Source organism: Mannheimia massilioguelmaensis (genome assembly GCF_000940515.1).
GTDB lineage: Bacteria > Pseudomonadota > Gammaproteobacteria > Enterobacterales > Pasteurellaceae > Basfia > Basfia bettyae.
The window spans coordinates 54,167-76,249 of sequence record NZ_CDQL01000006.1 but is presented as its reverse complement, the minus strand read 5'-3'; the positions used below and the strand labels follow the sequence as shown (position 1 = coordinate 76,249).

Here is a 22,083-nt window from a genome sequence, read left to right as displayed (position 1 = left end):
TAAAGAATAAGGAATATAAAATGAGTAATTTTGAGATTATCACACCAGATTTACCAGAATCGGTAGCTGATGCTACGGTTGTGAAATGGCATAAAGCGGTTGGGGATAAAGTACAACGTGATGAAGTATTAGTTGAAATAGAAACTGATAAAGTGGTGTTAGAAGTGCCAGCTTTGGCGGATGGTATTGTCGAATCAATCTCTGAAGCGGAAGGTGCAACAGTGGTAAGTAAGCAACTATTAGGGCGAGTAAGTGCTTTACCCGTAGGAGAGGTCACCGTGTCAGCAACTTCTCCTAAAGTGACTGAATCTAAAGAAGTAAGCCTTGATGATGTAGTCGCTTCAACAGATACCATCGGGCCCTCTATTCGTCGCTTATTAGCTGAACATGATTTAAAAGCAACGGATATTAAAGGCACAGGCCCTAATGGACGAATTACACGTGAAGATGTTGAGGCTGTACTTGCTAAGGGTCATCAAACTACGCAAACTGCGGTACGAAAAACAGAAATTTCTGCGCCAAGCACAAGTGATATGGTAGGGAGAACAGAAAAACGCGTGCCAATGACGCGTTTACGTAAACGTATTGCTGAACGTCTTTTAGAAGTAAAAAATACTACGGCGATGCTCACAACTTTTAATGAAGTTGATATGCAACCGATTATGAGCTTACGTAAGAAATATGGCGAGAAATTTGAAAAACAACATGGTGTTCGTTTAGGATTTATGTCTTTTTATGTTAAGGCGGTTGTAGAAGCCTTAAAACGTTACGCACAAATCAATGCGTCAATTGATGGAGACGATATTATTTATCATAATTATTTTGATATTAGTATTGCTGTTTCAACACCTAGAGGTTTGGTAACTCCAGTTATTCGTAATTGCGATAAACTTAGCATGGCTGAGATTGAGAAGGAAATTAAATTACTGGCAGAAAAAGGTCGTGATGGTAAATTAACAGTGGAAGATCTTACTGGTGGAAATTTCACCATTACTAATGGTGGTGTATTTGGTTCCTTAATGTCCACTCCAATTATCAATCCTCCACAAAGTGCAATTTTGGGAATGCATGCAATTAAAGATCGTCCTGTGGCAATTGATGGGCAAGTCGTGATTAGACCGATGATGTATCTTGCGCTTTCTTATGATCATCGATTAATTGATGGTAAAGAGTCAGTAGGATTTTTAGTGGCGGTAAAAGAGTTACTTGAAGATCCAACGCGTTTATTATTAGAAATTTAATATTAGTATTTAATAAAGCAATCACATGTAAATGATGGTTGCTTTTCGCTATCTACAACAGTTTATAAAAACTTAATTTAAGCGTAAAAAACTGGCGTATAGAATAAAAAGCAAAAGGATGTTAAATGAATTTACATGAATATCAAGCAAAACAGATTTTTGCACAATATGGACTCCCTGTTAGTGAAGGCTATGCTTGTGATACCGTAGATGATGCAGTGCGTGCAACTCAGCGATTGGGTGGCGAACAGTGGGTGGCTAAATGTCAAGTTCATGCAGGTGGACGAGGAAAAGCTGGTGGGGTTAAAGTGGTCAAATCTGTAGATGAAGTGCGGTCTTTTTGTGAAAAATTTTTAGGCCAACGCTTAGTCACATTTCAGACCGATAGCCATGGACAGCCTGTAAATTGTATTTATATGGAAGCCTGCGCCAATGTAAAAAAAGAACTTTACTTAGGTGCAGTGCTTGATCGCAGTTCGCAACGAGTGATCTTTATGGTGTCTACGGAAGGTGGCATGAATATTGAAGAAGTCGCTGATAAAACTCCACATTTGCTACACAAAGTTGCTATTGATCCATTAGTGGGAGCTATGCCATATCAAGGTCGTGAACTTGCATTCAAATTAGGTTTGCAAGGAAAACAAATTCAACAGTTCTCTCAGATTTTTTGTCAGTTAGGCAAACTATTTGTGGAAAAAGATCTCGCTTTACTGGAAATTAATCCACTAGTCATTCTCGATAATGATCAACTTCATTGTTTAGATGCTAAAATTGTCGTAGACAGTAGTGCCTTATATCGTCAGCCAGAATTAAATGCTATGCGTGATATGAGCCAAGAAGATCCTCGTGAAGCCGCAGCAGAAGCATGGAATTTAAACTATGTTGCTTTAACAGGAAATATTGGTTGTATGGTGAATGGCGCAGGTCTTGCAATGGGAACCATGGATATTGTTAAATTGCATGGCGGGCAACCAGCGAATTTCCTTGATGTTGGCGGTGGAGCAACTAAAGAACGAGTTTCCGAAGCATTTAAAATTATTCTTTCTGATCAATCCGTTAAAGCCATTCTAGTGAATATTTTTGGCGGGATAGTTCGTTGTGACTTAATTGCAGAAGGTATAATTTCCGCAGTAAATGAAGTGGGCGTGAATGTTCCTGTTGTCGTTCGTTTAGAAGGAAATAATTCAGTATTAGGGCGTGAAATATTGGCGAAAAGTAGCTTAAATATTATTGCTGCAAGCAGTTTAACAGATGCTGCTATACAGGCAGTTAAGGCAGCAGAGGATAAATAATATGGCGATTTTAATTAATAAAGATACGAAAGTCATTTGCCAAGGGTTTACAGGGGGACAAGGTACTTTTCATAGTGAACAAGCACTTGCCTATGGAACAAAATTAGTGGGTGGTGTTTCACCAGGTAAAGGCGGTACAACACATTTAGGTTTGCCAGTGTTTAATACTGTACGTGAGGCGGTTGAAAATACAGGAGCAACAGCTACAGTTATTTATGTGCCAGCGCCTTTCTGTAAAGATGCTATTTTAGAAGCCATTGATGCAGGTATAGAATTAATTGTTTGTATTACAGAAGGCATACCTACTTTAGATATGTTACAAGTTAAACAAAAACTCAATCAAAGCAAGGTTGTTATGATTGGTCCAAATTGCCCTGGTATTATTGTCCCTGAACAGTGTAAAATCGGTATTATGCCTGGCAATATTCATCGAAAAGGTCGAGTAGGAATTGTTTCTCGTTCTGGCACGTTAACCTACGAAGCAGTAAAACAAACCACAGATCAAGGTTTAGGGCAATCGGCTTGTGTCGGTATTGGTGGTGATCCGATTCCAGGTTCAAGTTTTATTGATATTTTAAAATTATATCAAGAGGATCCAGAAACTGAAGCAATAGTGATGATTGGAGAAATTGGTGGTTCGGCAGAAGAAGAGGCAGCTGAATTTATTAAAGCGCATATCACTAAACCTGTTGTTAGCTATATTGCTGGGATTACTGCGCCAAAAGGTAAACGCATGGGACATGCAGGTGCCATTATTAGCGGAGGAAAAGGTACTGCTGATGAGAAAATTGCGGCATTATCTTCAGCGGGAGTAATCTGTGTGAAAAGTCTTGCGGATATTGGTTTAACACTGAGTAAATTGCTGAAATAACTGAGAGTGATCATATGTGCGGGTGAAATTTTTCAAATTTTGCCCGCACTTTATTTTGGTGAATTGCTTAATTACTGTTATGATAGCAAAATTTTTAGTACTAGCTGTAACAAGTAGAAAAGGGAAGATATGTTAAAAAAAGTACTGTTAATGAGTTTTGTCATGGCCATTGTGAGCTGTAGTTCTATTCAACAAGCACCTATTCCGGCTCAATTTGCTGGGGCAGATTATCAACTAGAAGATGTTGATGCAAAAAAATGGGTAGTTTTAGGTAATCAGGCTGAAAGCTGTATTTATCCAAACCTTACTCGTATTCAGCAGGAACATTTTGCCAAAGAAGATGCTTATATTTATTCTCAATATGTGTTCTTCTATCCGCTTGAAGAGATTATCGGTAAGGATAATGTGAAAATTATCCAAGATGATAGTAAATCAATGGATTATGCGACTTATCAATTTAAGAAATTTAGAGATAGTAAAGATTTACCGACAATAGATAAATTAACATCAGCACAATGTGAGGTGTTAAGAACTAAAGCTCGTAATGATCTTGCTGTGGTGAAAGGTCAGCACATTTCAGCTATGGTGGAAGAGCCGAAAACCACGACAGAGGGTAAATCGGGAGCCAAAGTGGGAACCGATGATAATAAATTCTTCTTTGATATCATTAAATGGGGTTCTGCCTTATTGCTTTAATGAAAAAGTATAAAGAAAAGTGCGGTAAAAATTTTTAAAATTTCTACCGCACTTTTTTAGTTTATAAAGCGAGATAAGTTTATTCAACCCATTGAATGACATCTTCCGCAGGTTTGCGATATTTCTTCTTAAGCTCTTTGCTACGATAACCAAAAGTTACCATACAAGATACGCCATATTCTTTGGGATCAAATACGCCCTCTTCCGCTAAAATACGATTAACTTCATCATAATCAAAGCCTTCAATTGGGCAGGAATCAATGCCAATCATCGCTGCACCTGTCATCATATTTGCCAAGGCAATATAGGTTTGTTTGCTACACCAATCGAATAAGGTACGTTCGCTTTCTAAGATTTTAATATCATGTTGTTGGAAATTTTTATAACGGGCTACAGTAGTTTGTAATTGTTCTTCAGTTAATCCCCGTTTTAGTAAGGAATCCCGTAAAAATGCTGAATCATAACGTGCATTTTTTTTCGCAAGAATAATTACTAAATGGCTGAGTTCATTCATTGGGTGCTTAATTCCCCAAGTCACTGGATGGAGTTTTTCTTGAATTTCACGATTTTGTAAAACCACAAATTTCCAAGGTTCAGAGCCCACCGAACTTGGAGACAAACGACCTAATTCTAAAATATATTCCATATCCTGTTTAGAAATCTTTTTATTTGGATCGTAATAACGACATGCACAACGGAATGTAAATGCATCTAAAACTTGTTGTTTTGTAATATTAGCCATAATGTTCTCTTTTTATTAACTTGTTCTTGCATAGGGCAAGAAAATGAATATTGCTTATAATTATAGCAAACTGCGGTGATTTTTTCGTAAATTTTATTGATAAAAAGGGTACATATTGTACCCTAAAATTATTTTATCCGATTCAAAATGAGGTTTGCTAAACATTCAATATGTTCAGGTGAATCATTTAATGCTGGAATATATTGATAACTTTCACCACCATGAGATAAGAAGGTTTCTTTATTTTCTTGTTCGATCTCTTCTAAGGTTTCTAAACAGTCTGAAGCAAAACCAGGGCAGATAATCGCAATTTTTTTGATGCCTTGTGAAGCTGCATTTTCTAGAAACTCATCAGTATAAGGCTGTAACCAAGGTTCTGAGCCAAAACGAGATTGGAAAGTTTGCTTATATTGCTGCTCATTTAGTCCCAATTGTTTAATTACCGCTTGAACCGTTTCTTCACAATGTTGGCGATAGAAATCGCCTTGTCTTTCATAGCGTTCAGGAATTCCATGGAATGAAAAGAGTAGGGTTTCATCTGCTTGTAATTTTGGTTTAATGCTTTTGGCTAAAGCATTAATATAAGCAGGGTCAAGGTGATAAGAATGAATAAATTCAAATGGCACAAGATAACGATGTGCTTTTAATGCATGAGCAAAAACATCTAATACGGGGGCGGTGGTTGTGCTACTATATTGGGGATAAAGTGGTAGCACGATAATTTTATCAACTCGTTGATTGAGTAAATTATCTACCGCACTTTGCATTGATGGATTACCGTAGGTCATGCCGAGTTCTACAAGCACATTATCGTAACGCTGTTGAATATATTCAGTAATTAATGCTTTTTGTTTTAATGAAATATCCAGTAATGGTGAACCTTGCTTAGTCCAAATCGCACGATAATTTTTTGCAATACGTTTTGAACGTAGTGGCAGAATAATGCTATTTAGTAAAGGCAACCATTTCCAACGGGGTAAATCTACCACCCGAATATCGCTTAAGAATTCCTTTAAATAACGACTTATCGCTTTTGGCGAAGGGCTATCTGGTGTTCCTAAATTAGCGAGTAAAATTCCAATTTTTGCTGATTTCATTATGATTTATTTATAATTGATAGGGTTAAACGAGTTGTACAACAAAGTTTATTTTCATCATTACTGATATCGATCTGCCATACTTGTAACGTTTTTCCTAATTTAATCGGAGTTGCTCGTGCTGTCACTAACCCAGAATAAGTAGGTCTTAAATGGCTTGCATTAATTTCACTCCCCACAGCAACTTGATGAGGCTCAAGGCAGAGATTGCCAGCTAATGAACCTAGGCTTTCGGCTAAAGCGACGGAAAGCCCGCCATTGAGCAATCCAAAAGGTTGTTTTGTTCGTTGATCTACAGGCATTGTTGCTTCAATCCAATTATCTCCGAATGCAGAGATTGTGATCCCTAAATGAGAGAGTGAATTATTTTCTCCAATTTGGTTAAGTTGCTTAAGGGAATAATCTGTTGTCCAAATACCCATAGTTATCCTTTTATAATGTGGCTAACACGATTTGTTCTGGATCTATATATAACCAGCGTGTTTCATTTAATTTTACATTTTCAGATTTTAAACAAGTTGCACAGAAATCCATTTCATTGCTTAGAGATAATTCAATTTCTTCCACATCGCCCTTATCTATAATAGATGAAACGGTAGATTTGAAGTGATTTAATTTATCTTCAGGTTCTTCACGTTGTGTTTTTACCCAAGGTGCTTTAATCATCACCATCACTTCTTTGCCCAAAAATAATTTTAAACGAACCGCACTTTTTTCAGTAATAGAAGCGACTAATGGCTGACCTAAACCATTAATTTGGATTTCTACCCAACAACGCACACCATCAATAGTTAATTTGCTGACTTTACCAAACAATTGATTGCGTGCACTACTTTGTAATGAAAAACGTGCTGTTGCGGTTAACAAATTATCAAGTGGAATAGATTCATCTTTGAGAATAGCAAACGCCTTATCTTGGGTCTGTTCGAGCAAATCATAAAGTTGCAGTAAGCGTTCAGCGTAAGTAGTTAAAACTGTACCTCCGCCATTTTTCCCTCCGACATTACGTTCAAGTAATGGTTTAGGGCTAATTTGATTCATGGCTTCTAAGTGATCCCATGCACTTTTATAGCTTACTTTGGCATTTTTAGCGGCTTGGTTAATGGAATTACATTTTTGAATTTCTTTAAGTAAGCGAACACGTTTAGGATCCACAAATAAGGTTTGATTTAATTTGATGGTCAATAAGATTTCAGTATTTAGCATATGAGTATTCTCTAGTGTGCCTAAATAAATAGAGGTCGTTTAACCATTTTAATAGAAAGTTAAATATTTATGTAGCTTTTATTTTTTTATTCATTATATAATAAATTAAATAGCGTTAACTTAAGGGGAGATTTTCCAATGCTAAAATTAAAAAATATTGTTGTGGGACTTGCACTTAGCTGTGCTGCGATTTCATTTTCTGCTCAAGCAAAAGTGACTGTTTTTGCGGCAGCTTCAATGACTAATGCTTTACAAGAAGTAGCCACTGAGTATAAAAAAGTAAAACCAACTGAAGATGTGGTATTTTCTTTTGCTTCATCTTCAGTTTTAGCTCGTCAAATTACCGAAGGTGCACCCGCAGATATGTTTATTTCTGCAGACCAAAAATGGATGGACTTTTTAGCAGAGAAGAATGCTATTGTGCCAGAAACTCGAGTTGACCTCGTGGGCAATAAATTAGTGATGATTGCACCTAAAGATAGCAAAACTGATAAAGTCGATTTAACTAATGATAAATGGCAAACGGCTTTAAACAACACCTATTTATCTGTGGGAGATCCTGAACATGTGCCCGCAGGGATTTACGCAAAAACAGCATTCACTTATTTAAAACAATGGGAGGCATTAGAAAATAAATTAGCCCGTGCTAAAAATGTACGTGATGCATTGCGTTTAGTTGAGCAAGGTGAATCACCATTAGGTGTGGTTTATGCAACTGATGCAGCGATTAGTGAAAAAGTGAAAGTTGTAGCAACATTCCCAGCGGAATCTCATCCACCTGTTGAATATCCAATGGCATTAATCAAAGAACACGATAATCAAGATACACGCGCATTTTTAGATTATTTAAAATCAGATACCGCGAAAGCCGTATTCAAAAAATTTGGTTTTTCAACAAAATAATCATTAAACTAAGATAAGTGGGCTTTAATTGCCCACTTTGTATTTAAAAATTTTTATTAAAATGACCGCACTTTTAAGTGATTTTCATCTATGTTCGAATCAATTATTAATTATTTCCAATTTTCTCAGTCTGAGCTTAATGCTATTTCATTAAGTATTAAAGTCGCTGTGGTGGCAATAATTAGTAGTTTGCCATTTGCTATTTTCATTGCTTGGTTATTGGCACGTAAAGAATTTTGGGGAAAATCCATTCTTAATGGTATCGTTCATTTACCTTTAGTTTTACCCCCCGTAGTGATTGGTTATTTACTTCTAGCAAGTATGGGGCGTAACGGAATTATTGGTAAGCATTTATTGGAATGGTTTGGTTTCACTTTTGGATTTAGTTGGTATGGCGCTGCTTTAGCTTCGGCTGTGGTGGCTTTTCCATTAGTCATGCGCTCAATTCGTTTGGCATTAGAAAGTGTCGATTTTAAACTTGAACAGGCAGCACGAACTTTAGGCGCTTCTTCTGTTCGGGTATTTTTCACAATTACTTTACCCTTGTCTTTACCAGGCATTTTAGCGGGCGTAATTCTTGGTTTTGCTCGTTCATTAGGTGAGTTTGGCTCAACTATTACTTTTGTGTCTAATATTCCAAATGTCACTCAAACTATTCCGCTGGCAATGTATTCCTATATAGAAACACCAGGAGCGGAAGATTCAGCTGCACGATTATGTATTATTGCTATCATTATTTCGTTAATTTCTTTATTGTTATCAGAATGGCTAGCAAAACGAACACAGCAAAAATTGGGGCAAACCGCAAAGTAATATCGTAACAAAAAAGGACGCATTAGGCGTCCTTTGAATTTTAGTGCTGATTAGGCTATTTTTTTAGCCAGCATAGTGACAAATTTCATTTTATAGCGATTACCATGTTCATCAGTTTTATGTAATTCACCCATATCTTCATTATATTCAATAAATTCCCAACCTGCATAATAGTCTTTCAATTCATTTTCAGCGAAAGTAAATGAGAACGGAATCGGGCAAGGCACTTCAGGTGTTGACATAGCTGCCACAATAAGATTATAACCACCAACATTGGTATGTTGTTGCATATTGGCAAGAATATTTGGCACTGCTTTACGATCTAAGAACATAAATACTACAGTAGATAGGATAAAATCATAATTTTCTTGAATATTAGCACTGTTAATATCATAAACTGCGGTTTGAATTGACAAATTTTCTTTTTCCGCGGTATCAACCAGAAAACCAATACTATCAGTATTACGATCCCAAGAGGTCACATCATAGCCTTTTAGCGCTAAATAAAGTGAGTTACGACCTTGTCCGCAGCCTAAATCTAATACTTTACAAGGTGCGATGATCTTAGCTGCATCTACCACATCACCATGTGTCGCAGTCATGTTATATTTTTTGCTGAAATAATCTTCTTTAGTACAGTAAAATTCTAAATAGCATTCTAAGTCATCAGATAATGCTTCTACACGATGCCATACTTGAGGTTCAACAAAAGGTGTTTGATTGTCTGCTGTGAAAATATGTTCACTGACTACTGAGCCATCTTCTTTAAGCACATAAAATTTTAATTGACCCTTTAATACAGTAAGCTTTCCCCAAGTACCAACTTTAGTATTGTGTTTTTCTTGAAACATTTTAGGAAGAGAATCTTTTGTCCAAATGGGCATTTTTTTGTAACAAATAAGTTCTTGTGGCATAACGGCATATCCTTTATTAAGATAAGTAGAAATAGTTGATTAATATAGTAAGGTATTTGATTGGGTATAGCAATACTAAAATAAATTGAAAAATAGTTTAGAAAAGTTTGTTTGGGTATCATGCGAGTGAGCTAGCTCTAGCTAAAGTCTACTTTTAATAAATTATATCTTTTTGATATAGAATGATTTTTTATCTATCATCAGAGGTGAAATCAAAATTTTTATTTTAAAAGTGTGATCTGAATCACTAAATGAGGATATAAAAATTTAAATTCTATTGACTCATATTTTTTTCTTTGGCAAGATACGTGTGCTTCAAAGCGAGTTTTGACCTTTCTATGATGAGAAAGTTCAATCTAAATAATTAAACAAATTCTCAAAAGGAATTAAATTATGAAAAAGACATTAGTAGCATTAGCAGTAGCTGCAACAACTATCGCAGCAACAGCACCAGCAAGCGCATTCACCGTTTATGAACAAGACGGTGCTAAAGTTGAATTAAGCGGTTCATTCCGTGCGTTTTTAGGTCGTGTTGGTGATGATAATCGTGGCGACTTAAAAAATGACGGTTCACGTATCGTAATTAAAGCTAGCCAAGATTTAGGAAATGGCTTATCAGGTTTCGCAGGTTACCAAATCCGTTTCGAAGATAAAAAGGATACAAAAACCAATAAAGAAGCAAGCTCAGATAGCAGCTTCGGTAGTCCAACTACTCGTGAATTATATGCAGGTTTAGCACATAAAGATATTGGTGCATTAAGCTTTGGTCGTCAACAAACAAATGCTGACGGTATGGTATTAACAGACCAATATTACTATCGTTCAGGTGAATTCAACCCATTAACAACTCGTGCTGATAAATCAATTAAATTTAAATCAGCAGATTGGAATGGTTTTAGCTTCGGTGTTGATTACCTATTTGGTAACGAAGATAAAGATAATGCTTCAGCTGATTACAAACATGGTTATGCGGCTGGCTTAACATATACTTATGACATCAGTGACGTGACAGCATTAAACTTTGCTGCAGGTTATAGCTATGATGCCAAAGATAAAGCGACTGGTAGTGCAACTGGTGCAGAAAAAGATGCATGGGTTGTTTCTACAGAATTAGCTCATGGTCCATTCAGCTTATCAGCTGCTTATGGTCAAACAACAGACGAAGGTTATGAATATGATGATGCTGATGGCCGTTATATCAGTGTAGGTGCTCATTACCAAGTGATTGAACCATCAAAAATCTACTTACAATGGGAACGTTTAAGTGTTAAAGATAACAATACTGGTGATAAAGATATTAGCAATCGTTATTTAGCTGGTGTTGATTATAAATTCCACAAAAACGTAGTAACTTATGTTCAATATGAACATGTAACTGATAAAACTAAAGATGAACGTACTAAAGATAACATCTTCGGTGTTGGTTTACGTGTATTCTTCTAATTTTAGTTAGAGTTTTTATAAAAAGCCCGGCCTTTGGTCGGGTTTTTTTATTCTTTTAAACTATATTGATTGTTTTTCAAACAATTTCATGGCAAATAAATTTCTCTTTATTTTTATAAAGATTGATTTAAACCTTAATTTATTAGGACAAGAGCCTATTTTCTCTACTGAAATAATAATTTTTACTATCTTTTAATCAAAAAATTTAATAAAATTTACATCATTTGTTAAAAAAATGTAAAGTTTGCTTCGAGCTATTTTGTGTTTTTTTAATTTACTTGTTTTCGATATGTCACAATGGTTATTGTGTTACTATATTAATTTAAAACCGTTTATCGAAAGCAGTTATCTCGGGTTATATTGGCTTTTAGATGTTAAAGGCAGATATAAGCATTACTATCCACTAACTTAAAAGGAAAAGACTATGTCACAGATGATTAATGACGTAGATCCAATCGAAACTAATGATTGGCTGTTAGCAATCGATTCTATTATTCGTGAAGAAGGTGTAGAAAGAGCTCAATTTATTATTCAAGAGTTAATGCAACATGCTCGTAATAAAGCAGTATCTTTACCAACAGGAACCACAACAGAATACATTAATACTATTCCTGTGTCTGAACAACCAACCTATCCTGGTAATCTTGAAATTGAGAATCGTATTACTTCAGCTATTCGTTGGAATGCGATTATGACCGTTCTACGTGGTCAGAAAAAAGACTTAGAGTTAGGTGGACATTTATCGACGTTCCAGTCTGCTGCTACTATGTATGACATGTGTTTTAACCACTTCTTTAAAGCAGCTACAGAAAAAGATGGTGGTGACTTAGTATTTTTCCAAGGTCATGCTGCACCAGGTATCTATGCTCGAGCATTTATTGAAGGGCGTATTACCGAAGAACAAATGAATAACTTCCGCCAAGAAGCCTTTGCTAATGGGCTTTCTTCATATCCCCATCCTAAATTAATGCCTGAATTCTGGCAATTCTCAACAGTATCTATGGGGTTAGGTCCTGTTAATGCCATTTATAATGCACGTTTCTTAAAATATTTAGATAACCGTGGTTTAAAAGATACTAAAGATCAGAAAGTCTATGCATTCTTAGGCGATGGTGAGATGGATGAAATCGAATCTAAAGGTGCATTAACATTCGCAGCTCGTGAAGGCTTAGATAACTTAATCTTTGTGATTTCTTGCAATTTACAACGCTTAGATGGTCCAGTAAATGGTAATGGTAAAATTGTTCAAGAATTAGAAGGCTTGTTTAATGGTGCTGGTTGGGAAGTGATTAAAGTCCTTTGGGGTACAACTTGGGATAAATTATTTGAAAAAGATACTTCAGGTAAATTAATTCAGTTAATGATGGAAGTGGTTGATGGTGACTACTTAACATTTAAATCTAAAGATGGTGCTTATGTTCGTGAACACTTCTTTGGCCGTTACCCTGAAACCGCGGCGTTAGTTGCCGATATGACAGATGATGAAATCTGGGCATTAAAACGTGGTGGTCATGATACACAAAAAATGTTTGCTGCCTTTAGTAAAGCACAAAAAGCAGGCAAACCAGTGGTATTATTAATTCAATCTGTAAAAGGCTATAAAATTCCAGAAGCAGAAAGTAAAAATACTGCACACCAATCCAAAAAAATGTCACAAGACAGCCTTAAAGGTTTCCGTGATCACTTCAAACTTCCATTAACAGATGAACAAGTTGAACATTACGAATACATTAAATTCGAGGAAGGTTCTGAAGAACACAAATATTTACATGAACGTCGTAAAGCATTAAATGGCTATCTTCCTCAGCGTTTAGCGAAATTCACTACCGAATTTAAAGTACCTGCATTAGAAGATTTCTCTCAATTATTAGAGGCACAACCTCGTGCAATTTCAACGACAATGGCATTTGTTCGTGTATTAAATACTTTATTGAAAAATAAAGATATTGGTAAAAATATTGTGCCAATTATTGCAGATGAAGCTCGTACATTTGGTATGGAAGGTTTATTCCGTCAAGTGGGCATTTACAATCCACACGGTCAACAATATGTCCCATCAGATAAAGATTTAGTTGCATACTATCGTGAAGCTAAAGATGGCCAAGTATTACAAGAAGGTATCAATGAGTTAGGTGCGACTGCATCATGGTTAGCCGCTGCAACTTCATATTCTGTAAATAATTTACCAATGATTCCATTCTTTGTTTATTACTCAATGTTTGGTTTCCAACGTGTAGGCGATATGATGTGGGCTGCGGGAGATCAGTTAGCTCGTGGTTTCATGATTGGTGGTACTTCTGGACGTACAACATTAAATGGTGAAGGTTTACAGCATGAAGATGGACATAGCCATATTCAAGCAGGTGTTATTCCTAACTGTGTGACTTATGATCCAGCTTATGCTTATGAAGTTGCTGTAATCATGCAAGATGGTATTAACCGCATGTATGGTGAAAAACAAGAAAATGTATTTTATTACATCACCACATTAAACGAAACTTACGATCAACCAGCAATGCCTGTAGGTGCTGAAGAAGGTATTCGTAAAGGTATCTACAAATTTGAAACTGTGGGTGATGGTGAAACCGCTATCCAATTATTAGGTTCAGGTGCAATTTTCCGTCACGTACGTGAAGCCGCACAAATTCTTGCTAATGAATATGGTATTGCTTCTGATGTGTATAGTGTGCCTTCATTTAATGAAGTTGCTCGTGAAGGTGCAGATGCAATTCGTTGGAATATGTTACATCCAACTGAAACGCCTCGTGTACCTTATGTATCTCAAGTAATGAATGATAAACCAGCAGTAGCGGCAACAGATTATATGAAACTTTATGCAGATCAAATTCGTGCATTTATCCCAACACAAAGCTATCACGTATTAGGTACTGACGGTTTTGGTCGTTCAGATAGCCGTGAAAACTTACGTAGTTTCTTTGAAGTGGATGCTCACCACGTTGTAGTTGCAGCACTTTCTGAATTAGCAAATCAAGGTAAAGTGACTAAACAAGTGGTTGCAGATGCGATTGCTAAATATGCTTTAGATGCCGATCGTATTAACCCATTATATGCATAATTAACCCTGAAAAGTGCGGTGTTTTTTCAGAAAATTTTCTAAAATTTGACCGCACTTTTAAGTAGTTTATTTGATGGGTGGAAGCCTATCTTAAAAGGAATATAACATGTCGAAACAAATTCAAATTCCAGATATTGGTAGTGATGAAGTTACAGTAACCGAAGTTATGGTGAAAGTTGGTGATACTGTAGAAGTTGATCAAAGTATTATTAATGTGGAAGGTGATAAAGCCTCAATGGAAGTGCCTTCACCAGAAGCTGGCGTAGTAAAAGAATTATTAGTGAAAGTCGGTGATAAAGTTTCAACTGGCACACCGATGTTTGTATTAGAAGCCGCAGGTTCAGAGGCTGTTGCAGAGGCTCCAGCAGCACCATCTGCCACACCAGCCGCAACTGCATCAAGTGCACTTGTTGAAATTCATGTACCAGATATTGGTAGCGATGAGGTTAATGTTACTGAAATTATGGTTAAAGTCGGTGATTCAGTTGCTGAAGAACAATCTATCATTAATGTGGAAGGTGACAAAGCTTCAATGGAAGTGCCTGCTCCACAAGCTGGTATTGTAAAAGAAATTCTGATTAAAGCGGGAGATAAAGTTTCAACAGGTTCATTGATCATGAAATTTGAAATCGCAGGTTCTGCTCCTGCGGTTACTGCACCTGCTTCAGCTCTAGCTCAATCAGCTGTCGCAGCAACAAGTGCAGTGAAAGATGTTAATGTTCCTGACATTGGCGGTGATGAAGTAAATGTGACTGAAATCATGGTCAAAGTAGGTGATACTATTTCAGAAGAACAATCATTGATTACAGTTGAAGGCGACAAAGCTTCAATGGAAGTACCTGCACCATTCGGCGGCGTAGTAAAAGAAATTTTAGTGAAATCAGGTGATAAAGTTTCTACAGGTTCATTGATTATGCGCTTTGAAGTAGCGGGTAGCACTCCAGTATCCGCACCAGTAGCAAGTGCTCCAGCGCCAGCAACAACGCCAGCACCACAAGTCGCGGCACCTGCAGCACAATCTGTAGCACCAGTTAATCAAGATAGCATTGCTTCAACAACCAGTTATGCTCATGCAACCCCTGTTGTTCGTCGGTTAGCTCGTGAATTTGGTGTGAACTTAGATAAAGTGAAAGGTACGGGTCGTAAAGGTCGTATCTTAAAAGAAGATGTTCAAGAATATGTTAAAAATGCACTTAAAGCTTTAGAAAGTGGTGCAACAACTTCAACTGGCGCTGCAAATGGTGCAGGTTTAGGCTTATTACCATGGCCAAAAGTGGATTTCAGCAAATTTGGTGAAGTAGAAGAAGTTGAATTAAGTCGTATCAATAAAATTTCTGGCGCTAACTTACATCGTAACTGGGTGATGATCCCTCATGTAACTCATTTCGATCGCGCGGATATCACAGACTTAGAAGTATTCCGTAAAGAACAAAATGCTTTAGCTGAAAAACAAAAACTTGGCGTGAAGATTACGCCTGTAGTATTTATCATGAAAGCAGTAGCGAAAGCATTAGAAGCCTATCCTCGTTTCAACAGTTCAATTACTGAAGATGCACAACGCTTAATCTTGAAAAAATATATTAATGTTGGTGTGGCAGTAGATACGCCAAATGGTTTAGTTGTGCCAGTATTTAAAGATGTTAATAAAAAAGGCATTATTGAACTTTCTCGTGAATTAGCTGAAGTTTCTAAGAAAGCTCGTGATGGCAAGTTAACAGCTTCTGATATGCAGGGCGGTTGTTTCACAATTTCAAGTATTGGTGGATTAGGAACAACTCACTTTGCACCAATTGTGAATGCACCTGAAGTGGCTATTTTAGGGGTTTCTAAATCAGAAATGGCACCTGTATGGAATGGTAAAGAATTTACACCACGTTTAATGCTTCCATTATCATTATCATTTGACCATCGTGTGATTGATGGTGCTGATGGTGCACGTTTCATTACCTTTATTAACGGTGTATTATCTGATTTACGCCGTTTAGTTATGTGATAAGTGCGGTGAGATTTTTTTAAATTTCAATCGAAACGATATTTAATAAGGTGGTGCTTTCGCCCACCTTTTACCAAAGCATAGGTAAAAATATGAGTAAAGAAATTAAAACACAAGTTGTGGTATTAGGTGCCGGTCCTGCTGGCTATTCAGCTGCATTCCGTTGTGCTGACTTAGGTTTAGAAACTGTATTGGTTGAGCGTTATTCAACTTTAGGTGGTGTATGTTTGAACGTAGGTTGTATTCCTTCTAAAGCATTATTGCATGTTGCTAAAGTGATTGAAGATGCAAAACATGTTGAACATCATGGTGTCGTATTTGGTGAACCAACTATTGATTTAGATAAAGTACGTGAAGGCAAAGAAGCTGTAGTAAGCCGTTTAACTGGTGGTCTAGCAGGTATGGCGAAAATGCGGAAAGTGACAGTGGTTGAAGGTCAAGCGGAATTTGCAGATAGTCATACTCTTGTTGCCAAAGATCGTGAAGGTAACCCAACAACGATTAAATTTGATAATGCGATTATCGCTGCGGGTTCTCGCCCTGTGCAATTACCATTTATTCCTCATGAAGATCCACGCATTTGGGATTCTACTGATGCTTTAGCATTACGCGAAGTACCAAAACGCTTATTATTAATGGGCGGTGGTATTATCGGTTTAGAAATGGGGACAGTATATAGTGCATTAGGTTCGCAAATTGATGTGGTTGAAATGTTCGACCAAGTCATTCCAGCAGCAGATAAAGATATTGTTAAAATCTTTACTAAACGCATTGAGAAAAAATTCAACTTATTGCTAGAAACCAAGGTGACTGCAGTAGAAGCAAAAGATGATGGTATTCATGTTTCTATGGAAGCCAAAGATGGCAAAGTAACCACGCAAGTTTATGATGTGGTATTAGTAGCGATTGGTCGTACACCAAATGGTAAGCTTATTGGTGCAGAAAAAGCGGGTGTAGAAGTGACAGAGCGTGGTTTTATCAATGTAGATAAACAAATGCGCACGAATGTACCGCACATTTATGCGATTGGTGATATTGTCGGTCAACCAATGTTAGCTCATAAAGGTGTGCATGAAGGTCACGTAGCGGCAGAAGTGATTGCAGGGAAAAAACATTATTTCGATCCTAAAGTTATTCCTTCTATTGCCTATACAGAGCCTGAAGTCGCTTGGGTGGGTAAAACAGAAAAAGAATGTAAAGCTGAAAACTTGAACTTTGAAGTTGCAACATTCCCTTGGGCAGCTTCAGGTCGTGCGATCGCATCAGATTGTGCAGATGGTATGACTAAATTGATCTTTGATAAAGAAACTCGCCGTATTTTAGGTGGTGCTATTGTAGGTACTAATGCGGGTGAATTATTAGGTGAAATTGGTCTTGCTATTGAAATGGGTTGTGATGCAGAAGATATCGCATTAACTATCCATGCGCATCCAACTTTGCATGAGTCTGTGGGCTTAGCCGCAGAAGTTTTTGAAGGTTCGGTAACAGATTTACCTAATCCAAAAGCGAAGAAAAAATAAATTGAGATAAAATAAATAAAAGCCTTTTTGATTAATGTTTGCAGCTTAATTAGTTAGTATTTTAATCCAACTTTTTAGTATGCTCATTGCTTAAAAAGGCTTTTTTATTGCATAAATCAAATAAAAATGTGATTTTATTCACATAAAATAAATAAAAACTGCATAAAAAGTGAATTAGTGATGGTAATTTACACAGAAATCATGTAGGATTTAGCTCGTTTATATTTTGATGTTTAGATTTTCATATGATGATTAAAAAATTATTAGTAATTGCGGGAGCATTATTTTTAGCCGCTTGTTCAAGTGCTCCTAGGCAGAGTTCGATGATTTATCCTTCGGCAGATGAAAGAGATGATACTCAATTGACTGCTTTAATTGGTTCATTAAAAACCAATAAACCCCAATATGGAGCTCGTTCAAATTTCAATTCAGCTCAACATGCACAAATTAATAATAAGCAACTTATGAAAGTGTATAATGAATGGGCTGGAACGCGTTATCGTTTTGGTGGCACTACGAGTCGTGGTATTGATTGTTCAGCATTTATGCAAGAAGCATTTGCAAGTGCATTTGGTATTAGTTTACCTCGCTCGACTTCTGAACAACAATCAGTAGGTAGAAGAATTCAAAAAAATGAACTTCAACAAGGTGATTTAGTATTCTTCCGTGGTAACCGTCATGTGGGTGTTTATTTAGGTGGAAACCGTTTCATGCACTCAAGTACTACTGAAGGTGTAACTATTAGTTCATTGGATGAAGCATATTGGTCAAGAACTTATACTCAATCACGCCGAGTTTTATAATTTTAAAATTTGATAAAAAAGAGCGATATTTTTATCGCTCTTTTTTTATAGTTTTTATTCTCTATTTTCTATAAAAGCCTGTTTGTATTCGCACACTTAGTTGTTTTCTAAGTTTATGTTTACTCGTCTTATGTTATATAGCTTTGAGTAATATTATTGATGGAGAAATATCATCACAGTATAAACTGCGGTTAATTTTTGAATATTTTATACAAAATTAGTTATGCAGCAAAACGTATACTATTTTTCTTTGGTTTCATTTGATGAATCGAGTTAGTTACTGTGCCAACAATGGAAAGCATTGTCCAATTATCAGTTCTAATATTTTCAACTTTTGAACTTAAGCTAAAGAAAACAAATTTACCATTATCATGAGCAATAAATTCAAATATTTCTAATTTATGATTTACTTCAATAACGACTAGATCGCCAATTGATAAGCTGTCATTTTTTTCAACCACTAACATATCACCTTCTTCGATACCCCAAGCAAGCATATCTGGATTTTGTACACGAATAAAACAAGTTTGTTGTGGACGTTTAATACAATATAAGTTGAGATCTAATCTTTTGCTAAAAGTAGATGATTGTTGCAAATCTTCGTATAGTGGCATTGGATGATAAGAGAATACATTGCTGTTTGCAGGCTGTGCATTGTCGTTTGCGAAAGTTACATAATTCATCATCGTTTTCCTTAGGATAGAACCCTGTTTTTTTATACATGTATAATATACTGTATAATTAAACAGTGAGTCAAATATTTTTTTATATAATAGAATAAATTCTAAATTTAGTATTTCCTTTATATAAAAATTGCGATAATCTCTAAAAACTATTCTTTTTTATTGATTAAACGTTGTCTTATTGTTTGGAAGAATAGTGATACAGGAAGATCTTATTTGATCTATTCGTAGTTCATTCGCAAGTTCTGCTTGCATAACCTAAGTTATCAATTTATGAATATTTCACGTTTATTTGCATTTTTTTTCCAAGGAAATTTGGTAAAAAGAATTTTCATTGGTTTAATACTCGGTATTATTGTGGCGTTGATTGCACCTTCTTTAGAAGCAATGTTAGGGTTTAATATTGCTGAGAAGGTCGGTGTGCTAGGACAAATATTTGTTAAAGCACTACGTGGCGTTGCCCCAATTCTCATTTTCGTATTAGTGATGGCTGCACTTGCAAGTCGCAAAGTAGGCTCAAAAAGTAATATGAAAGAGATTATTGTGCTTTATCTGATTGCAACTTTCTTAGCAGCAGTTGCCGCAGTAATTGCCGCATTTCTATTCCCGACAGAAGTCGCACTTGCTAAAGCAGAAGATACTAGTACTGCACCGCAAGGGGTTTCTCAAGTTTTATTAACGCTTGTGCTAAATGTAGTGGATAACCCTCTAAATGCGATTTTTAAAGCAAACTTTATTGGTGTATTAGCTTGGTCAATTGGTTTAGGTTTAGCATTCCGTCATGCTTCAGATGCGACTAAAAATGTCCTTTCTGATTTTGCCGAAGGTGTTTCTAAAATCGTTCATGTGATTATTGCCTTTGCCCCATTTGGTGTATTTGGTTTAGTAGCTGAAACATTAGCAGCAAAAGGTTTAGAAGCATTAGCAGGTTATAGCCAATTATTAATAGTGTTAATTGGCACAATGCTATTTTCTGCATTTGTTATTAATCCAATTCTGGTGTATTGGAAAATTCGTAAAAATCCATACCCATTGGTTTGGATGTGTACTCGTGAGAGTGGCTTAACTGCTTTCTTTACTCGTAGTTCTGCAGCCAATATTCCAGTAAATATTAGTTTAGCAAAACGTTTAAATCTTGATGAAGAAACTTATTCTGTGTCTATTCCATTGGGTGCGAATATTAATATGGCGGGTGCGGCAATTACCATTACGATTTTAACCCTAGCAGCGGTTCATACCCTAGGAATTGAAGTTTCGTTCACAAGTGCTATTTTACTCAGTGTGGTAGCTTCATTATGTGCTTGTGGTGCATCAGGTGTTGCTGGTGGCTCATTATTATTGGTTCCGTTAGCTTGTAGTTTATTTGGTATTACTGATGATGTTGCGGCACAAATGATTGGTGTTGGTTTTGTGATTAGTATTTTACAGGATTCTACTGAAACAGCACTTAACTCTTCAACTGATGTATTATTTACAGCTGCAGTTTGTATGGAACAAGAGCGTAAAAATAGTTAATTTTTGCGTTAATTGATTAAAATTATGAAAGCGCTTTCTTTAGCAATAGAGAAAGCGCTTTATTTCATTTAAATATGCATAAATTATGTGATCAATAAATTAAATAAATAGAAAGGTTAAGCAGTTTTATTAAGTCACTCATATTGATTCATGATTTATTTTTTAAATAGGCTAAATGGAATTAAGCATCTATGTTAATTTGTTTCTGAGAATAATGGTTATTCTTATGTACAAAGTGCGGTGTAATTTGTTATATTTTTGTAAATTAGTCAGTCTTTAGTATTTATAAGGAGAAAATAGTATGGATATTCTTGAGGGACTTCCAATTGCGGTGATTGTTTTTATTGTGCTTGTAGTACTTGTTGTTTCTTCAGCACTTAAAACTGTACCACAAGGTTTCAATTGGACCATTGAACGTTTTGGTCGTTATATTAAAACCTTGAGTCCAGGTTTAAACTTTATTATACCTTTCGTAGATCGTGTCGGACGTAAAATTAATATGATGGAACAAGTTATCGATATTCCATCACAAGAAGTGATTTCAAAAGATAATGCTAATGTATCTATTGATGCAGTATGTTTCGTGCAGGTTGTTGATGCCCGTAGTGCGGCTTATGAAGTGAATCATTTAGAGCAAGCCATTGTCAATTTAGTCATGACTAATATACGTACTGTATTAGGCTCAATGGAATTAGATGAAATGCTTTCACAACGTGATAATATCAATGGTCGTTTACTTTCTATTGTCGATGAAGCAACCAATCCTTGGGGGGTAAAAGTGACACGTATTGAAATTCGTGATGTTCGCCCACCTCGTGAACTAAGCGAAGCGATGAATGCACAAATGAAAGCTGAAAGAAATAAACGAGCAGAAATTTTAGAAGCTGAAGGGATTCGCCAAGCTCAAATCTTACGAGCTGAAGGTGAGAAACAATCTAAGATTCTCAAAGCTGAAGGTGAACGTCAAGAAGCTTTCTTGCAAGCTGAAGCACGGGAACGTGCTGCTGAAGCAGAGGCAAAAGCAACACAAATGGTATCTGAGGCTATTGTTGGCGGAGATACCAAAGCGATTAATTACTTTATTGCTCAAAAATATACAGAAGCTCTGAAAGAGATTGGTGGTTCAAGTAATAGTAAAGTGGTGTTGATGCCACTTGAAGCAGGTAACTTAATTGGTTCTGTGGCGGGGATTGCGGAATTATTAAAAGGCGATAAAAAGTCGTAATATGAATAATTAGGCAGGGTTTTTCCTGCTTAATTTCTCTTGTTGAAGGA

General features: G+C 36.3%; 19 protein-coding genes. 13 read left to right on the top strand and 6 right to left on the bottom strand.

Going from position 1 to position 22,083, the window contains the following annotated elements:
* The first annotated feature begins 20 nt into the window (after nt 1–20).
* From odhB to BN1226_RS05130, 4 genes are all read left to right on the top strand, one after another.
* Nucleotides 21–1,241 (top strand): 2-oxoglutarate dehydrogenase complex dihydrolipoyllysine-residue succinyltransferase, encoded by a 1,221-nt coding sequence (odhB, locus tag BN1226_RS05145; RefSeq protein ID WP_044470293.1) that lies wholly within the window; start codon nt 21–23, stop codon nt 1,239–1,241.
* A gap of 125 nt (nt 1,242–1,366) precedes the next feature.
* Nucleotides 1,367–2,533 carry an ADP-forming succinate--CoA ligase subunit beta gene (gene sucC, locus BN1226_RS05140; RefSeq protein WP_044470292.1) on the top strand — a complete coding sequence of 389 codons (1,167 nt, stop codon included), beginning with the start codon at nt 1,367–1,369 and terminating at the stop codon, nt 2,531–2,533.
* Between the two features lies 1 nt (nt 2,534).
* Nucleotides 2,535–3,404, top strand: coding sequence for a succinate--CoA ligase subunit alpha (gene sucD, locus BN1226_RS05135; protein WP_044470291.1), 870 nt, complete (start codon nt 2,535–2,537; stop codon nt 3,402–3,404).
* A gap of 129 nt (nt 3,405–3,533) precedes the next feature.
* Nucleotides 3,534–4,100: a DUF5358 domain-containing protein gene (locus BN1226_RS05130; RefSeq protein ID WP_044470290.1), complete on the top strand. Its 567-nt coding sequence runs from the start codon at nt 3,534–3,536 to the stop codon at nt 4,098–4,100.
* A 79-nt stretch (nt 4,101–4,179) separates the two neighbouring features.
* Here the strand turns inward: BN1226_RS05130 and BN1226_RS05125 are convergent, their stop codons facing one another.
* From BN1226_RS05125 to BN1226_RS05110, 4 genes are all read right to left on the bottom strand, one after another.
* Entirely contained in the window at nt 4,180–4,842 is a 663-nt protein-coding gene (locus BN1226_RS05125; RefSeq protein WP_044470289.1) for an NAD(P)H-dependent oxidoreductase, read from the bottom strand.
* Nucleotides 4,843–4,970: 128 nt separating this feature from the next.
* Nucleotides 4,971–5,942 (bottom strand): ferrochelatase, encoded by a 972-nt coding sequence (gene hemH, locus BN1226_RS05120; RefSeq protein ID WP_044470288.1) that lies wholly within the window; start codon nt 5,940–5,942, stop codon nt 4,971–4,973.
* Complete coding sequence (locus tag BN1226_RS05115) at nt 5,939–6,361, bottom strand: hotdog fold thioesterase (protein WP_044470287.1); 423 nt, start codon at nt 6,359–6,361, stop codon at nt 5,939–5,941. Before BN1226_RS05115 ends, hemH begins: the two co-directional genes overlap by 4 nt.
* A gap of 10 nt (nt 6,362–6,371) precedes the next feature.
* Complete coding sequence (locus BN1226_RS05110) at nt 6,372–7,145, bottom strand: TOBE domain-containing protein (RefSeq protein WP_044470286.1); 774 nt, start codon at nt 7,143–7,145, stop codon at nt 6,372–6,374.
* A 138-nt stretch (nt 7,146–7,283) separates the two neighbouring features.
* Here BN1226_RS05110 and modA point away from each other — a divergent pair, with 138 nt between their 5' ends.
* Both modA and modB read left to right on the top strand, forming a co-directional pair.
* Nucleotides 7,284–8,048 (top strand): molybdate ABC transporter substrate-binding protein, encoded by a 765-nt coding sequence (modA, locus tag BN1226_RS05105; protein ID WP_044470285.1) that lies wholly within the window; start codon nt 7,284–7,286, stop codon nt 8,046–8,048.
* Between the two features lie 90 nt (nt 8,049–8,138).
* The gene (gene modB, locus BN1226_RS05100; protein ID WP_005761075.1) at nt 8,139–8,861 is read left to right on the top strand and encodes a molybdate ABC transporter permease subunit; all 723 of its coding nucleotides are present in this window, start codon (nt 8,139–8,141) and stop codon (nt 8,859–8,861) included.
* A gap of 50 nt (nt 8,862–8,911) precedes the next feature.
* Here modB and tehB read toward each other — a convergent pair whose 3' ends face one another.
* Entirely contained in the window at nt 8,912–9,775 is an 864-nt protein-coding gene (gene tehB / locus BN1226_RS05095; protein ID WP_044470284.1) for an SAM-dependent methyltransferase TehB, read from the bottom strand.
* 393 nt (nt 9,776–10,168) lie between these two features.
* Here tehB and BN1226_RS05090 point away from each other — a divergent pair, with 393 nt between their 5' ends.
* The 5 genes from BN1226_RS05090 to BN1226_RS05070 all read left to right on the top strand — a co-directional run bounded on the left by BN1226_RS05090 (nt 10,169) and on the right by BN1226_RS05070 (nt 18,610).
* The gene (locus tag BN1226_RS05090; protein ID WP_044470283.1) at nt 10,169–11,218 is read left to right on the top strand and encodes a porin; all 1,050 of its coding nucleotides are present in this window, start codon (nt 10,169–10,171) and stop codon (nt 11,216–11,218) included.
* 424 nt (nt 11,219–11,642) lie between these two features.
* The gene (gene aceE / locus BN1226_RS05085) at nt 11,643–14,294 is read left to right on the top strand and encodes a pyruvate dehydrogenase (acetyl-transferring), homodimeric type (protein ID WP_044470282.1); all 2,652 of its coding nucleotides are present in this window, start codon (nt 11,643–11,645) and stop codon (nt 14,292–14,294) included.
* A 106-nt stretch (nt 14,295–14,400) separates the two neighbouring features.
* Entirely contained in the window at nt 14,401–16,287 is a 1,887-nt protein-coding gene (aceF, locus tag BN1226_RS05080; RefSeq protein WP_044470281.1) for a pyruvate dehydrogenase complex dihydrolipoyllysine-residue acetyltransferase, read from the top strand.
* 92 nt (nt 16,288–16,379) lie between these two features.
* Nucleotides 16,380–17,807, top strand: coding sequence for a dihydrolipoyl dehydrogenase (lpdA, locus tag BN1226_RS05075; protein WP_005760963.1), 1,428 nt, complete (start codon nt 16,380–16,382; stop codon nt 17,805–17,807).
* Between the two features lie 248 nt (nt 17,808–18,055).
* A complete protein-coding gene (locus tag BN1226_RS05070; RefSeq protein WP_040596436.1) occupies nt 18,056–18,610 on the top strand; it encodes an NlpC/P60 family protein in 555 nt (184 codons plus the stop codon).
* Between the two features lie 221 nt (nt 18,611–18,831).
* Here the strand turns inward: BN1226_RS05070 and BN1226_RS05065 are convergent, their stop codons facing one another.
* Nucleotides 18,832–19,296 (bottom strand): LexA family protein, encoded by a 465-nt coding sequence (locus tag BN1226_RS05065; protein ID WP_005760995.1) that lies wholly within the window; start codon nt 19,294–19,296, stop codon nt 18,832–18,834.
* 270 nt (nt 19,297–19,566) lie between these two features.
* Here BN1226_RS05065 and sstT point away from each other — a divergent pair, with 270 nt between their 5' ends.
* Nucleotides 19,567–20,808 carry a serine/threonine transporter SstT gene (gene sstT, locus BN1226_RS05060; RefSeq protein ID WP_044470280.1) on the top strand — a complete coding sequence of 414 codons (1,242 nt, stop codon included), beginning with the start codon at nt 19,567–19,569 and terminating at the stop codon, nt 20,806–20,808.
* A gap of 301 nt (nt 20,809–21,109) precedes the next feature.
* On the top strand, nt 21,110–22,033 hold the full coding sequence (locus BN1226_RS05055; RefSeq protein WP_044470279.1) for an SPFH domain-containing protein: 924 nt from the start codon (nt 21,110–21,112) through the stop codon (nt 22,031–22,033).
* Nucleotides 22,034–22,083 lie beyond the last annotated feature (50 nt).